Origin of the sequence: Rivularia sp. UHCC 0363, from assembly GCF_034931125.1 — a bacterium.
In the GTDB taxonomy this organism is placed as follows: Bacteria; Cyanobacteriota; Cyanobacteriia; order Cyanobacteriales; family Nostocaceae; genus Rivularia.
The window spans coordinates 103149-117831 of the sequence record NZ_JAYGHM010000016.1 but is presented as its reverse complement, the minus strand read 5'-3'; the positions used below and the strand labels follow the sequence as shown (position 1 = coordinate 117831).

General features: G+C 36.1%; 15 protein-coding genes. 4 read left to right on the top strand and 11 right to left on the bottom strand.

The genetic code is table 11. From position 1 onward, the window contains the following. Positions 1 to 233: 233 nt before the first annotated feature. Entirely contained in the window at positions 234 to 734 is a 501-nt protein-coding gene (locus VB797_RS11755) for a 2TM domain-containing protein (RefSeq protein WP_323237863.1), read from the top strand. A gap of 150 nt (positions 735 to 884) precedes the next feature. Further along, positions 885 to 1226, top strand: coding sequence for a helix-turn-helix domain-containing protein (locus VB797_RS11750; RefSeq protein WP_323237862.1), 342 nt, complete (start codon positions 885 to 887; stop codon positions 1224 to 1226). On the opposite strand, the gene VB797_RS11745 is transcribed toward VB797_RS11750, so the two are convergent. The 4 genes from VB797_RS11745 to VB797_RS11730 form a co-directional block, all read right to left on the bottom strand. Continuing rightward, the gene (locus VB797_RS11745; RefSeq protein ID WP_323237861.1) at positions 1223 to 1639 is read right to left on the bottom strand and encodes a salt stress protein, Slr1339 family; all 417 of its coding nucleotides are present in this window, start codon (positions 1637 to 1639) and stop codon (positions 1223 to 1225) included. The genes VB797_RS11750 and VB797_RS11745 overlap by 4 nt on opposite strands. Positions 1640 to 1666: 27 nt before the next feature. After that, a complete protein-coding gene (locus VB797_RS11740) occupies positions 1667 to 2272 on the bottom strand; it encodes a VWA domain-containing protein (protein WP_323237860.1) in 606 nt (201 codons plus the stop codon). Positions 2273 to 2298: 26 nt separating this feature from the next. Beyond that, positions 2299 to 2904, bottom strand: coding sequence for a VWA domain-containing protein (locus VB797_RS11735; RefSeq protein WP_323237859.1), 606 nt, complete (start codon positions 2902 to 2904; stop codon positions 2299 to 2301). Between the two features lie 189 nt (positions 2905 to 3093). Next, the gene (locus tag VB797_RS11730; protein WP_323237858.1) at positions 3094 to 3978 is read right to left on the bottom strand and encodes a phosphodiester glycosidase family protein; all 885 of its coding nucleotides are present in this window, start codon (positions 3976 to 3978) and stop codon (positions 3094 to 3096) included. 26 nt (positions 3979 to 4004) lie between these two features. On the opposite strand from VB797_RS11730, the gene VB797_RS11725 reads away from it, so the two are divergent. Further along, the gene (locus tag VB797_RS11725; protein WP_323237857.1) at positions 4005 to 4823 is read left to right on the top strand and encodes a pentapeptide repeat-containing protein; all 819 of its coding nucleotides are present in this window, start codon (positions 4005 to 4007) and stop codon (positions 4821 to 4823) included. A 39-nt stretch (positions 4824 to 4862) separates the two neighbouring features. On the opposite strand, the gene VB797_RS11720 is transcribed toward VB797_RS11725, so the two are convergent. Then, positions 4863 to 5204, bottom strand: a complete 342-nt coding sequence (locus VB797_RS11720; RefSeq protein WP_323237856.1) for an ArsR/SmtB family transcription factor — start codon at positions 5202 to 5204, stop codon at positions 4863 to 4865. An 85-nt stretch (positions 5205 to 5289) separates the two neighbouring features. Here VB797_RS11720 and trxA point away from each other — a divergent pair, with 85 nt between their 5' ends. Next, positions 5290 to 5613: a thioredoxin gene (gene trxA / locus VB797_RS11715; protein WP_323237855.1), complete on the top strand. Its 324-nt coding sequence runs from the start codon at positions 5290 to 5292 to the stop codon at positions 5611 to 5613. A gap of 248 nt (positions 5614 to 5861) precedes the next feature. Here the strand turns inward: trxA and mutS are convergent, their stop codons facing one another. From mutS to VB797_RS11685, 6 genes are all read right to left on the bottom strand, one after another. Further along, entirely contained in the window at positions 5862 to 8432 is a 2571-nt protein-coding gene (mutS, locus tag VB797_RS11710) for a DNA mismatch repair protein MutS (RefSeq protein WP_323237854.1), read from the bottom strand. Positions 8433 to 9350: 918 nt separating this feature from the next. Continuing rightward, on the bottom strand, positions 9351 to 10193 hold the full coding sequence (locus tag VB797_RS11705) for a TdeIII family type II restriction endonuclease (RefSeq protein WP_323237853.1): 843 nt from the start codon (positions 10191 to 10193) through the stop codon (positions 9351 to 9353). A gap of 10 nt (positions 10194 to 10203) precedes the next feature. Then, complete coding sequence (locus VB797_RS11700) at positions 10204 to 11574, bottom strand: DNA cytosine methyltransferase (RefSeq protein ID WP_323237852.1); 1371 nt, start codon at positions 11572 to 11574, stop codon at positions 10204 to 10206. A 310-nt stretch (positions 11575 to 11884) separates the two neighbouring features. Next, on the bottom strand, positions 11885 to 12613 hold the full coding sequence (locus tag VB797_RS11695; protein ID WP_323237851.1) for a DUF6745 domain-containing protein: 729 nt from the start codon (positions 12611 to 12613) through the stop codon (positions 11885 to 11887). Positions 12614 to 12987: 374 nt separating this feature from the next. Continuing rightward, on the bottom strand, positions 12988 to 13218 hold the full coding sequence (locus VB797_RS11690) for a hypothetical protein (protein ID WP_323237850.1): 231 nt from the start codon (positions 13216 to 13218) through the stop codon (positions 12988 to 12990). After that, positions 13212 to 14381: an AAA family ATPase gene (locus VB797_RS11685; RefSeq protein ID WP_323237849.1), complete on the bottom strand. Its 1170-nt coding sequence runs from the start codon at positions 14379 to 14381 to the stop codon at positions 13212 to 13214. Before VB797_RS11685 ends, VB797_RS11690 begins: the two co-directional genes overlap by 7 nt. Between the last annotated feature and the right edge of the window lie 302 nt (positions 14382 to 14683).

Sequence of the window (14683 nt, the reverse complement as noted above, 5' to 3'; positions counted from 1 at the left end):
ACAGACTACAGTTTCAGTTCCGAATACTTAGGATGGGGGACAAGGGATAGTAACTCCTAACCGATAATTATTTCTGCTCAATCTAAAATCCATTGACGCGGAAGCGTCTTCCCGCAGGGTAATTTAAAATCTAAAATTTCTTAACTTTCTACTGATTTGTTACTCTAGAAATGGCAGTACTCTGTGCTGGAGAAAGAAATTCTCTATTAAAAGTAATACAAGAGATCAGTATTATGGCGAATTCGGGAGATAAAATTAATCGTTGCTATAGCCAAGAAGACGTACAGCAGATTTTGCAGTTAGCGATCGCACGTCAAGCTGATGATGATAAGGAGTTTTCTCATGAAGTACTTTTGGAGATTGCATCTGAGTTGGATATCTCCCCGGAAACTCTCAGATTAGCAGAAGACGATTGGGTTGCAAAACAAGGTGAAATACAGCATCGACAAGCTTTTAACCTCCACCGTCAAAGAAGATTCAAAAAGCGTGCTGGTAATTATTTTATCTTCAACACTTTTTTAGTATTTATGGATTTGCTCACGGGTGGTGGTATTAACTGGTCGCTTTATATTGTATTATCTTGGGGTCTGCTTGTCGGTTTGGATGGCTGGAATACTTTTCAAACTAAAGGTGAAGATTATGAAGCTGCTTTTCAAAGATGGCATCGCAAGCATCAGTTAAAAAGTTCTTTCAATAACCTTGTGAATAAATTTTTAAAAGCCACTTCTAGATAAAATTAGCTCACGAATTATTATTTATTTACACCCATGTAGAGATCTCCGCATTGCTACATCTCAAACCCTGTGAAATCACAATTTCAAATTTTGATCGAGCAAGTCTGTTATTTAATTTATTCATAGAAAAATAAAAGCGAAAAAATAACTATGAAAACAAAAGCAGAAAACGATAAAAAAATGGTTAGTTGTGAAGTAGAAACTACACTTAAAATTATCGGAGGACGTTGGAAAGTATTAATTATCAGAGAACTACTCCCAGGTGTAAAACGTTTTGGAGAATTACAGCGTGCTTTACTTGGAATCACCCAAAAAATGCTGACTCAGCAATTAAGGGAAATGGAAGAACATGGAATAGTACATCGACAAGTTTATGCAGAAATTCCCCCAAAAGTTGAATATTCACTCACACCTTTGGGAGAAAGTTTACAGCCAATTCTGAATGCAATGCATGAATGGGGTGCAAAACATTTAAAGGTGAACGGTGATTAGTGGGGATGCAAATATTCAATTGCTGCTTCTAATTGTGAATCGTAACTTTTAGCAAAGCTTTCAAACCAAAGTCCTTCGGTGGATAATGGTTCTAATTTTTCTAACCATTCTTTAGCTTGTTTTTTTAACGTTTCTAATTGTTTTGCTTTTAGCTGCTCCTGTCTAATTTTTTCCTCTTCAACTTCTTGTTGTTTTTGAATATCTTCTAATAATTGTTTTTGCTCAAAATCTTGCTTAACTTGAGATAAAATACTATCTACTGCATCTTCTTTAACTGGTAATGACAAAAAAGATGGAGTTGAGTCAAGTTTGACTTTCTTGGTTTTCTCAACTTCCTCGATTTTTCTTGCTGGAGTAGCTGGTTTGTCATATTCAGCTTTGAGTTCGGACAACAATTTATCAATGGAATCCATCTGCTTAATTCCGATTAATTGGCATAACTAATCAACAATTGCGTTGAGCAACACTTCTGAAAGACTATAATCTTCCATATCATCCATTGTAATCGTGTCACAGATATCAAATTTTGCTCCAGCACTTTGCAATTCATCATCCAATACTTTGAGAAAGCGAGTAGCTTGTGCATCCGTACCAACTTGAATAAAGGAAATTGCTAATTCCTCATCCCGCTCCATACGACGAGAAGCTTCGATAATTGTCTTCATTACCGCTTTGCGATCGTCTGGTTCACCATCGGTAATTACTAAGATAGTTTCACCATTCGGCTTGGTTTCACCCGCAGCTTTCCGTTGAAAATAATTATCGGTAGCGTGTTTTAGTACCGAAGCCAAATCAGTAGTTCCGGAAGGATCGTTTTCTTGGTAAATTTGTGTCACTTTATTAGATGTGACATTTTCATATCTTTTAAATCTACCGGAAAAAGTATAAACAGTAATTCCATCTGGGTCGAATTGCTCGCATTTACTCGCTAAAGCAAAAGTTGATTCCTGTGCTGTTACCCATCTAGTTCTACCACCCTTTTGGTCGGGAGTTGCCATACTACCGCTTTTATCAATAATTAAGGTATAATCGCGATTTTCTAACATCGATTAATTCTCCGATTTTTACTCACTTAATCAGTAATTGCATTCGTCAATATCTCTGCAAGACTCATATCTTCCATATCATCTAAAGTCACCGTATCGCAAATATCAAACTTTGCTCCAATTGATTCCATTTGGTCGTCTAAAGCTTTGAGAAATTTTGTTGCTTGAGCGTCCGAACCAACTTGTACAATAGATATACCTAACTCCTCATCTTTTTCCATCTGACGAGAAGCGTTAATAATTACCTCAAAAACCGCTTTTCTATCGTCTGGTTCACCATCAGTTACAACTAAAATAGTTTCCCCGTTGGTCTTAGTTTGACCTGCTGCTTTACGCTTAAAGTAATTCTCAGTTGCGTCTTTGAGTACTGCTGCTAAATTTGTCGTACCCGCAGGGTCATTTTCCATAAATATCTGCGCGATTTTATCGGAAGTCACATCATCGTAACGCTTGAATTTACCAGAAAACAGGTAAACCGTCATTCCATCGGGGTCAAACTGCTCGCACTTTCTCGCTAAAGCAAGGGTGGACTCCTGCATTATCTCCCATCGGCTTCTACCACCAGCTTGATCGGGGGTGGACATACTGCCGCTTTTGTCAATTATTAATGTATAGTCGCGCTCTTGAATCATTTAATTGCCCCTTTAACTCTATCTAATATGAACTAGTTTAACTGTTACTTAGAAAGTACCGCAGCTCTTACCAAGGCTTTGTAATAATCATTTAATTAATTCAAAGTTGCAAGGTAAGGTATCATTTTGGATAATTTAACCTCACCTTACTAAGTAGAGAGGTATAAGAAGTAAAAAAAGTTTCAAAAATTACAATTTATCTGCGTAGAAACCCAAATGGTTAGCAATTGGACGCTCGCGCATAGGTAGTTTAGTATGAATTGGTGCATTGAGCAGCTTTGGTTGATTATTCTTTGCCACTACTAATGTAGTTGAACCACCACCATCTAAACTGAGGGCTGTATATGCACCCAGTTTGCTGGCAATACGAGTTAATTCTGCAACGGTAACACCTTCGCTATACAGCGGTTGTTTACCATCCACAGCAATCAACCACAGCATATTTCCGGCTTTGTTAGTCGCAACTGCAACTCGTGGATAAGGTTGATCTTCATCTAACTTGGGATTTACTACTTTCCCATCAACAATGAGAATATCTTTACCCGCAACACCTTGCAGCGTATTTATAGGACAATTTCCATTAGCTAAAATTTGAGCGCGATTATTAAGAGAAATACACAAAACTCCCCAATTGCGATCCGAAGAAGCATAATGCTTTCCATTAGAAATTGCTTGTCCGATCGCAGAAGTTGTATCTCCACTATGAGGATAATAATCCCAAAAGGTATTTTCGCGGAAAGGATGGAAATAATTAGCGTTGATAGCTAATTGCAGTTGGAATTCTTGCAAAAATTGCGAAGTCGATCGCGAAGTTATACTATTTTTACCAATATTTTGCGGGGGAGTTACCAACACTTTTATTCCCGGTGTTGATAGATCGATAGTTACAGTATGAATTATAGTTGGACGTATCGTCGAATCATAATCGCGTTTGTAAGCAATACCTTTGAATAATTGTTGCTCGGAATTAGTTTGAGATGGACGGGAAAAACACCACCAACTGTAAAATATTAATGGTAATAGTAGCAGGAAACCAGTTCCTGTTGCATATATATATTTTCTATAATTAGACATTGATAATTGATAACTGATTATTGTATATGAATCAAAATCTAAACTTTTGCGATCGCGATTTAAAAAACCGTTGTTTTAAAGGTCAAAATCTTGACGGTGCTAATTTTAGCTATTCAGATATTCGCGGTTGCAATTTTAGTTATGCTTCATTACGAGAAGCTAATTTTGAGAATGTTAAAGCTGGTCAACCACCTCAAATATTTCTCTGTTTAATAATTCTGACATTAATTACAGCTATTATCGTCTTTCATGCAGTTAGTCAAATGATATTCGGGGTCATAGAAAGAACTCCAGAAAGTCCAGTTTGGGGATATGGTGTCGCTTTATCTATCAGTTTGGGAATTGCCGGAATCGTTTGTGCTGTAATGAGTTTGGTTCGTAAATCAATCTTAAAACGTATTGCTACAATCGCTTCGGGTACTACTTCCGGTGCTATTTTAGGATTTTTCTATGGTGGAATTGCAGGTGGAAAAAATCCCCAAGTTGCAATTGCATCCGCTGTTATAGGAGCCTTAATCATCGCATTTACTAGCTTTTATTTTAAAAAAGGATTTATCCTAATTATTTTATCTGTAGCAGGTACAGTTATTACCTATGGATTCGCTTTCTTAATCGGAACCAGAGCAATTGCTTTTCTGACTACCCAAAATCTGTTTTGGGGATTTATTTTAAATCTTTTATCATTAACTTACATCGGATTAACTCTAATTTCCCTTAACTATACTCTCAAACAAATTACAACTTATTCAGTAACATCCTTCCAAAATTCCAACCTCACAAACGCTAACTTTAATCGAGCAAAATTAGGATTGAGCAACTTTACTAATGCTGTAGGAAAAATTTAGCACTTAATAACCCCCAATTACCAATTCCCAATTCCCAATTTAAACAGTTTGCTCGACAACTTCTGGACAAATTGTAAATGGCTGTGCGGAATTCAATATAGCTTCCAATAATCCTGGAAACGATTCTTCTAAATCTTCGCTTCGCAACATATTAATATGCTGGGTCCCTTCTTTACGTGTCAAGACTACCCCCGACTCTCGCAAAATCTTAAAATGATTGGACATGGTTGACTTCGCGATCGCAAAATTAAAGTCACCGCAGCATTGCTCTTTTTTCATCGCTAGCTGTCGCACAATCTCCAACCTCACCGGGTCTCCTAAAGCATAAAGCACCCCCGCTAAATATATATTTTTTCTCTCTGGATGATAAAGAAATCTCATAGTTGCAGCTTATCTTAAAAACGTCTATAGTTTAATTATTCGATTTTATCGAATTATAAAAATATTATTAATGAGGAGGACAGTTATGTCATCCATTACGAATGTGACAGAAGCCACTTTTAAGCAAGAAGTCCTCGAAAGCCAAGTTCCGGTATTGGTAGACTTTTGGGCCCCTTGGTGCGGTCCTTGTCGGATGGTTGCTCCGGTGGTAGACGAAGTAGCTGGGGAATATGAAGGACAAGTAAAAGTAGTGAAATTAAACACAGATCAAAATCCTACTGTTGCCAGTCACTATGGTATTCGCAGCATTCCAACGCTGATAGTATTTAAAGGCGGTCGGCAAGTCGATACGGTTGTCGGTGCAGTACCAAAAACAACGCTAATTAAAACTCTAGCACAGTATCTGTAAGCAAGGAAGGGAGAGGGAATAAAGGGAAATTGAATCGGATGTAAAAAGTGTTTTGATTTTTATTGTTCCTTGTTCCCTACTCAGAAGAAATTATTAAATTAAGAATAATAATGATAAAGGATATGTACAGCATTTGTAAGTAGATGAGGTACATTCCCCCTGCTCCCTGCCTTAAAACGATATGATGTGTACCTCACTTAAATGAAATCTGCTGTATCTGCAAGGAAAGCAATGTTAATCAACAATACTTAATCCAAGGACTTCAAACCGATCGCGATTTTACTATGCTGTTCAATTTGTCCCATTACCTGTTTAGCTCGCTTGATTACCTTTGCTGGTAAACCGGCCAATCTTCCCGCTTCAATACCATAGGATTTATCAGCACCACCGGGTTGAACTTGATGTAAAAAGATAATTTGGTCTGGCATTTCTTTCACCGTCACCTGATAATTAGCAACGTTATTTAATAAAGAAGCTAATTCATTCAATTCGTGATAATGGGTAGCAAAAATTGTTCTGGCTAGAAGATCCGTGGCAATATATTCTCCTACAGCCCATGCGATCGATAAACCATCAAAAGTCGCCGTACCTCGACCAATTTCATCTAATAATACCAAAGACCTTGACGTTGCATGGTTGAGAATATTTGCCGTCTCGTTCATTTCCACCATAAAAGTAGATTGTCCGGTAGCTAAATCATCCACCGCACCTACGCGGGTGAAAACGCGATCGCAAACTCCCAAAGTCGCCGATGTGGCTGGGATAAAGCTTCCAATCTGTGCCATTAGCTGAATTAATCCCACCTGACGCAGGTAACAACTTTTACCGCTAGCATTGGGACCAGTTAAAATAATTAAATCTGGAGAATTTTGCTCTTGATTTCGATCTTGATTTTCTTCCCTACCTAAATAAGTAGAATTTGGCACAAAGAAACCAGCGGGTAAAGACTGTTCTACCACTGGATGTCTTCCGTCAATAATTGATATTTCTCGTCCTTCAATCATAGAGGGACGACAATAACCTTGAAATACCGCTAATTCAGCTAAACCGCACAATACATCTGCTGCTGCTACAGCACGGGAAATATTGCGAATCACTTCGGCTTGGGAACCCACTTCTTCCCGTAAAGCTAGTAAGATGTCATATTCCAACTTATTCAAATCATCTCTTGCGGTGAGAATTCTGGCTTCCCTCTCCTTTAACTCCGGAGTAATGTAGCGTTCTTCATTAGTTAAAGTCTGCTTGCGAATGTAATTATCGGGAACTTGTTCGGCTTGAGCGCGAGAAACGCTGAGGTAGTAACCAAACGTCTTGTTAAAACCTACCTTTAATCTGAGAATTCCCGTCCTTTCCCTTTCGTCAATTTCTAAATTCGCAATCCATTTTTGGTCTTCTTCTACCAAACTGCGTCTTTCATCTAATAAAGGATTTATTCCCGCACGAATTAAACCACCTTCCTTGATCTGTATCGGTGGAGATTCGACAATATGAGTCTGGATTTTCTGGGCTAATTCTTCCATTCCTGGGGGAACCTTTTGTAAAGCCTTGAGAAAAGGAGAACGAGCATCTTTAACTAAATCGCCGAACTGCGGTAACTTAGATAAAGAATCCGCCAAAGCTGATAAATCCCTAGCATTAGCAGTTCCCGAACCAGCACGTCCAGATAACCTTTCCAAATCGTAAATTTGTTTTAATAACCCGCGCAAATCTTGACGTAAAGTTGTATTTTCGATCAACTCCTGTACCGTATCTTGCCTTGAGCGAATCCCCTTGACATCTAATAACGGCTGCAATAACCATCGTCGTAAAGCCCGTCCCCCCATAGCCGTAGTCGTCCGATTCATTGCCCACAGCAGGGAACCGTGATAAGTACCATCGCGAATTGTCTGGGTAATTTCTAGATTACGCCTTGTTTGATAATCTACAACTAGAAAATCACTAAAAGTATAAGTCCGTAAAGGCTGTAAAGGAATCTGATTTTCCTTTTGGGTTTCCTCTAAATATTCCAACAAACCACCAGCAGCGCGAACGGCTAAAGGTAGATGGTCGCAACCAACTCCTTCCAAAGAGCGGAGTTTGAACTTTTGTAGTAATCGGCTTCTTGCTTCTGCGCTCGTAAAAGGAACTTGCGATCGCAATGAATAACAAAAAGACCGTGGTAAACATTCGGGTAAACTATTAGACTTTTCACCAGGTCTAAGTAGCGCACCTAAATCCGGAGCATTGGTCGGGAATAATACCTCACTCGGCTGCAATCGCATCAACTCTTGAGTTAAATGCTGCAAATCGTTGGTTTGAGTAGTAAGGAATTCACCCGTAGAAATATCAGCATAAGCCAAACCCCAATTATCCCCCGCAATTACCACAGCGGCTAAATAATTATTCCGACTTGCCTTCAACATTCCATCTTCGAGGAGAGTACCGGGAGTCAGAATCCGGGTAATTTCCCTTTTCACCAAACGACCACCAGTTACCTGGGATGCATCTTCCACCTGGTCGCAAATTACCACAGCATAACCTTTTTCCACCAACCCAGTCGCATGACGTTCCCAAGAATGGTGGGGGACACCACTCATAGCCACCCGTCCCACATCAGCACCAGCTTGCTTACTAGTTAAGACGAGTTCTAACTCCTGGGCTAAAGTTACAGCATCTTCAAAATAACATTCAAAAAAATCACCCACCCGATAAAACAGCACCGCATGAGGATGTTTTTCCTTGGTTTCAACATAATGCTGGTACATTTGACTCAGCTTACTGATATCTACCGTGCGATGGTCAACGATCGTTGTCGTATTTTGGTTTTTAGATGCAGTCATGGATGAAGGATACAGATTGCAAGCTGATAATATATGATGATAACCCAAGGATCGTGATTATCCGGAAGTTATTCAAAGTTTATTTAGGTTTGTAGTAAGGATTTTAACCTTTTTATATCAAGTTGACTACAGGTTAAAAGCTGTATTTTTTACAATCGTGGTTTATATAATAGCTGGTTTTTCTCAATATAAATACTATTTTTAGTTATTTAGAGTAAAATAAAATACTTTCTTATCTTAAATATTTTTGGAATGCAGAGGAGCGCGGAGGTAAACGCAGAGTGCCGCAGAGTTTTTTTGAGTCGTATATATAAGTTTGTAGTGTCGTAATTCAACACCACCATCTTGGATAAATAAAAATATCACTCAGATGTACGCTAGATAAAGATGTCGGATTATTCAAGGGTTTAAATACGGATTTAAATGTTTAATTTTTGTATCAACTATTTTTTGCTTAACCAAACTCAATATTTTCAGATTTAAATTAGCGCTTTGACTCTATGTATTGTAATAAAAAAATACAAAAATCTTCTATGTTGAGAATAGCATCATTAATAATGCAAATAATGTCATTTAATCAACGGAATTACGTTATTTAATTGCCTGTATAAAAAGGTTGTCTAAATTTAATTATTTTTTTTGATATAATCTGTTGGGACATATATATGCTGTTTTTTATAAAAGATTTATTCTTGTAGGTTGGGTTAGACACCAAAATCAAATTTGATTGTAACGAGAAATTTTACCTATGGTGTCGTAACCCAACACTAGGATTTTGTTGCTCAGACAGCTAAAGATGTTGGGTTACGACGCTATATACATTCGGTAATTAACCCCAAATCATAAATGCGTCTAACCCAACCTACACTTACGAACTTGGTTTACTTGGCTGTAAAGAAGATTCATGTTTCAAAATTATTATTCAAATCCAAAAGCTAAAGTATCAAGCATATGCTTACTTTTTTCGTTTCCAACTTCTAAATAAATCTCTAATAATTCTTGATAAGCAGTTTCTCCTCCAACAATATTCCAAAACTCCGAACCAATAATTACGGCATCATTAAAAGGCATATAATTTTTTGCATATGACCATTTGTAATCAGCTTTTGTTTCTCCGTAAGGATTATAAGGCATAGCATAATAAGCTTTGACTTGAGGACGAGATTGACCACGTAGTAAGTGAAATCTGAGCAAACGTTGTGTAACTTCTAAACATTGTCCTTTATTAGGTTTTGGAGCTTTAATTTCCAAGAAATATTCTGTTCCATCTTTTGCTAAAATATATAAATCTGTACGAACACTTTTTCTTTCTAAATCATTAGAGCGTCTAAGTTGGAGTACTGCTGCTATCATTTTTTCTAAGGTTGGTTTAGCTTTTCCTGTCTTAGTTGATGATTCATAATTTTCTTTTTGACGTTCGGCTTCTGCAAATGCTGCAAGACTTACATCTGCTTTCACATCGTAACCTCGACGCGCTTTTTGATGGTATTCTAAAGCAATCAAACGAGCGCATTCTTCAATAGAATTTCCTAGTCTTGTACTCAAACCGCGTTCAAATTGATTGATGCGTATTAATGCTGGAGGAATTAATGCTGCTTGAAATGGTTTTAGCTCTCCTTTAGATGAAAATCGTGATAAATACTCTTCTGCATTATCAGGTTTTAGGATTTCGCGTCCCTTATACTCATCTATAAGCCCTTGAATAAACCCCTCTAAATAACCTTTTATTTGAATTCGAGTATTAGAGCTAATCGCTGTCATATAATAAAAATTATAAAATAAATTTAAGCAATACTTTCGCTAAATTATAAACAACAGGAACTGAAACCGCATTACCAAATTGATGTTTTCCTGTTGTTTCACTATCAGCTATTTGGAAAGATTCTGGAAATCCTTGTAATTTCGCATAATCTTGGGCTGTTAAAGGTTTAAATTTATAGGGTAGATAAATTTTCTGAATAAAACTTTGCTTATATAATTCTGGTTCTTGACATTCTAGAGATACTGTTGCTACAAAATCTCTAGTTCCCGTAGCTGTTAAAGTTGCGATCGCATTACTCTGAGGTAAAAATATTTTAGATATTCCATTAATTCCTGAAGAAATTTTAGAGTTAGCAAATTCATATCCTTTATCTTCAACCGATCGCAGAATCTCTTTTTGAACCAAACTATCTAGTTCTTGTGGATCGAGATTGGGGATTAATTTTTCTAAAACCTCAAAACTTAAAGGATTACCGTCTTTGGGTCCATAGATTTTTTTTCTTCTATTTTTTAAAATTACTTTGCAAATTAACTTTTCTCGATCGCTTGTCTCTGTTAAATCCCAAGAATGAACGGTGGTATGTCCATCTCTAATATCAGCAAAAGTAAAAAAATCATTTAGTTCATCTACTTTTTGAAATCTACCTCTCGAAGCTGGTACTTTGCCACCTTCAAATAAAATTTTAGGAGAAAACTTTTTCTTGACAAAATCACTCTTTTGAATGCCAGTAATTACATCACAAAGTTTTATTTTATTATCTAAAGGTTTCGGAAAGGTAAAACCCCAGCAGTTTTCTAAATCATTTCTAATCCCAACAATAAAAATCCGATCTCTATCTTGAGGTAAACCAAAATCATAGGAATTTAATACTTGATATTTGACTACATAACCTAATGTGGTCAAATTGCTGATAATATAATTAAGGCTGCCTTTATTTCTCGGTTCCGTTAAACCTTTGACATTTTCAAATATAAAAGCTTTGGGTTTATTAAGTTCGACGACTCGAAAAACATCTAACCATAGCTTACCTCTGGGGTCATCCAAACCTTTTAATTTTCCCGCAATTGACCAAGGTTGACAAGGAACTCCCCCTACAATTACATCTATATCAAAAGGTAGTTGATTTATATTGGTAATATCTCCTAAAAATAACTCATTTGAATCTGGATCGGTAACAAAGTTTTTCTGATAAGTTTTAATAGCTTCTTTATCTATTTCTGAATAACCCATACAAATTCCTCCTAGCTCCGAAAGAGGAATTCTAAATCCACCAATCCCGGCAAACAAATCTAAAAATGTAAATTTAGTTTTGATGGTTACTAGATTTGGTTTAAATAATTGAAATAAATCTAATTGTTGAATCTTATCGCTGATTTGCATTTTGTTTGATTAAATATAGTTAACTCATAAGTAATTATCTGTATTTTACCAAATTATTTTGTCGGTTGGGTTAGACACCAAAATCAAACTTGATTATTATAAGAAATTTAACTATAGTGTCGTAACCCAACACTAGGATTTTGTTGCTCAGACGGCTAAAAATGTTGGGTTACGACGCTATGTAGATTCGGTAATTACAACCTTAAATAGTAAAAGGGTCTAACCCAAACTACGATCATGACAATTTATTCAAGTTTGTTGTAACCAATTATTTGAATTAAAACTCTTATAATTTCTGCGTTTGTTTCTTCTAGCAACCATTGCGATCGCCATTGTGATGAGCATAAACCTTGAAACCGTCAGCGTATTCGATTGCTGGTTTTCCATCTGCGTGGAGATTGTTTTGTTCGTCGAAGGATAATTTTGTGGGACGATTGGATACTAAGCAAATATTTTTGTATTCAAAAATCCATCCACAATGTTTGACTATGTTTTTAAAAGTTTCCCATTTCTTTTGATTGTGAGGTAACTTTAGAACGGAAATACAGAAATCATAAAAGCAGCATTCTGCAATTAAAAAATCAGTTTGGATTCCACCCAACATATGTTCATCGGGTATCAAAAATTCTTCATCAAAATCTTCTTCTAATTCTAATTGGGAATGTATATTATAGTTTTGTTCCAATACTATCTTTAGTATTTCTCGTTCTATTACCGTTCGTTCTTCAATAGCAGTAGCATTGTGAGAGCTTTCGTATGGATAATTGATTAAAGGATGTCGCAAATCGCATAAAATAGAAAAATCCAAGTAATCGCAACCAATATCATATAATTCTTTCAAAGCAGCATAAGGACTATCACAAAATTTAATCTCAGGAGCTTCTGTATCAAAAAAACTATAAGCTGCTTTTAAAGCTTCTGTCGCGTTCTCTTCATCAATCTCGGTTGAAAGTGCAATTTTTAGCCATTTATTACGATATTTTGGAATTAAAGCTTCTTGTTTGGCTGTCAGTTCGGTAATAATTGGATTTTCAGACATGACAAAATATTTTTTATTTATAAATTATCAGCTAACTAACTCTCTTCTACCTCTTTGCTCTGTACTCTCAGCGTCTAGTAAGGTTTTTTTATTGGTAGGTTGGGTTAGACACCAAAATCAAACTTGATTATTATAAGAAATTTAACTATGGTGTCGTAACCCAACACCACCATCTTGGATAAATAAAAATATCACTCAGATGTACGGTAGATAAAGATGTTGGGTTACGACGCTATATAAATTTGGTAATTAAAACCTTAAATTATAAAAGCGTCTAACCCAACCTACAATAATGGCAATTTATTCAAGTTTGCACTCTAAATTCTTCTGGATCGACTCCCCAATTAACCCAACCGATCGCAACTCTAGCAGAATTAATATCTGGTGGAACTCTTAAAAGCATTTGGATGAGATTTTAAAGCATTTTTGAAATCGCGGAAAGCATTATTCCGACTTCCGCAAATAATAATTTGCCACTTTATATTTTTGCTTCGTGCTAGCTGTACTAATTCTTGAAAAAATTGACCAAATCCTTTACGAATCGAAGCCTTTGTATTGTTACTATCACCACCACCTTCAATATAAATACGAATTTCCTTTACCATCTAGTTCCCCCGATTTCACCCATCCTCCATAAATCTCCAACGGTATAATTTTCTAACCAATTTTCTAATTGTTCGGGTTGAAGACGACGTAAATAAGTACCTTTTTGCTGACTTCGTTCGCAAACTAACACTGACTCCGGAGGAATAGCAGAAACCAAAACATCTGAATGAGTTGTGACAATTAACTGCGTTCTTTGAGATGCTTCTACTAACATTTCGGCAATAACAGGTAAAATATCTGGATGGAAACCTATTTCCGGTTCTTCAATACATATAAGTGGTGGTGGAGTGGGATCTAACAGCAAAGCCATTAAAAATAAATAATGAAGCGTACCATCGGATAATCGAGTTGCAGGAATCGGTTGAATTAAACCTTCTTCGCGAATATATATCTGTACTGTTCCTCCAGATATTTTTACAATAAGTTCTTCTGCTATATCATAAAATTTTCTCAACTTTTCAATAATTTCTCTGTTACCTAATTGGTATTGGAGATGATTTAAAAATAATCCTAGATTACTTCCATCTTCTAAAAGAGGATTTTCCGGTAAATCAGTCTTCTGGAGATTTCTTAATTTTGAATATCTCCCAATATGCGATTCTCTATATAAACAGATATTTGCAAATTTATTACCTAAATATGATATTTCTGGATATAAATATGGGTCTTTTCTTTGAGATAAAATAGATTGCTGTGGATTTATCCAACCCGGTGTAAAATTCTGTATTTGTGTTTCTGTAGAACTATTTGACTTAGTTTTTAAAATTGAATAACCACTAAGATAATTATAAAATGTATCAGTATTAGTTGCTATAGTTTCGTCAATAATATCTAATTTTTGATGGGTAGAACTCAATTTCAACTCATAGCTTAAAGGTTGAAGTCCTTGAGGATAATTTATAATAGCTTTTATTCTAGCTACTGGAGTTTCCTTACTACCTTTCCAAAGAAAATTAGAAATACCTCCACCTTGACGAATTGGTGCTGGTAAATCTATAGGTGTTGCTTTTAATAATGCGATCGCTTCAATTAAATTCGATTTCCCCGATGCATTTGAACCAATTAATACATTCAGCGATTGTAGTTCAATTTCTTCACTCTCGCTTCCATAGGAAAGAAAGTTTTCTAATTGTAGCGACTGTAGGAATCTGCTGTCTTCCACAATTATCTCCAGTACTGACGATACTATATATTTAAATTTTAGGCGTTACTGAATAAATTTGTAGTTTGTAGGTTGGGTTAGACACCAAAACCAAACTTGATTATTATAAGAAATTTAACTATAGTGTCGTAACCCAACACCACCATCTTGGATAAATAAAAATATCCTAAAATTGATTGTATTTGAATTTGATGGTGCGTTACTACGAACAAATAATTCAAGGATTTTGTTGCTCTCTCCTCTAAAAATGTTGGGTTACGACGCTATATACATTCGGTAATTAACCCCAAATCATAAATGCG

What these genes read in the sequence shown, in the direction of transcription:
- VB797_RS11755 (WP_323237863.1), top strand. Translation starts at nt 234, where the DNA reads ATGGCGAATTCGGGAGATAAAATTAATCGTTGCTATAGCCAAGAAGAC.
- VB797_RS11750 (WP_323237862.1), top strand. Translation starts at nt 885, where the DNA reads ATGAAAACAAAAGCAGAAAACGATAAAAAAATGGTTAGTTGTGAAGTA.
- VB797_RS11745 (WP_323237861.1), bottom strand. Translation starts at nt 1,639, where the DNA reads ATGGATTCCATTGATAAATTGTTGTCCGAACTCAAAGCTGAATATGAC.
- VB797_RS11740 (WP_323237860.1), bottom strand. Translation starts at nt 2,272, where the DNA reads ATGTTAGAAAATCGCGATTATACCTTAATTATTGATAAAAGCGGTAGT.
- VB797_RS11735 (WP_323237859.1), bottom strand. Translation starts at nt 2,904, where the DNA reads ATGATTCAAGAGCGCGACTATACATTAATAATTGACAAAAGCGGCAGT.
- VB797_RS11730 (WP_323237858.1), bottom strand. Translation starts at nt 3,978, where the DNA reads ATGTCTAATTATAGAAAATATATATATGCAACAGGAACTGGTTTCCTG.
- VB797_RS11725 (WP_323237857.1), top strand. Translation starts at nt 4,005, where the DNA reads ATGAATCAAAATCTAAACTTTTGCGATCGCGATTTAAAAAACCGTTGT.
- VB797_RS11720 (WP_323237856.1), bottom strand. Translation starts at nt 5,204, where the DNA reads ATGAGATTTCTTTATCATCCAGAGAGAAAAAATATATATTTAGCGGGG.
- trxA (WP_323237855.1), top strand. Translation starts at nt 5,290, where the DNA reads ATGTCATCCATTACGAATGTGACAGAAGCCACTTTTAAGCAAGAAGTC.
- mutS (WP_323237854.1), bottom strand. Translation starts at nt 8,432, where the DNA reads ATGACTGCATCTAAAAACCAAAATACGACAACGATCGTTGACCATCGC.
- VB797_RS11705 (WP_323237853.1), bottom strand. Translation starts at nt 10,193, where the DNA reads ATGACAGCGATTAGCTCTAATACTCGAATTCAAATAAAAGGTTATTTA.
- VB797_RS11700 (WP_323237852.1), bottom strand. Translation starts at nt 11,574, where the DNA reads ATGCAAATCAGCGATAAGATTCAACAATTAGATTTATTTCAATTATTT.
- VB797_RS11695 (WP_323237851.1), bottom strand. Translation starts at nt 12,613, where the DNA reads ATGTCTGAAAATCCAATTATTACCGAACTGACAGCCAAACAAGAAGCT.
- VB797_RS11690 (WP_323237850.1), bottom strand. Translation starts at nt 13,218, where the DNA reads ATGGTAAAGGAAATTCGTATTTATATTGAAGGTGGTGGTGATAGTAAC.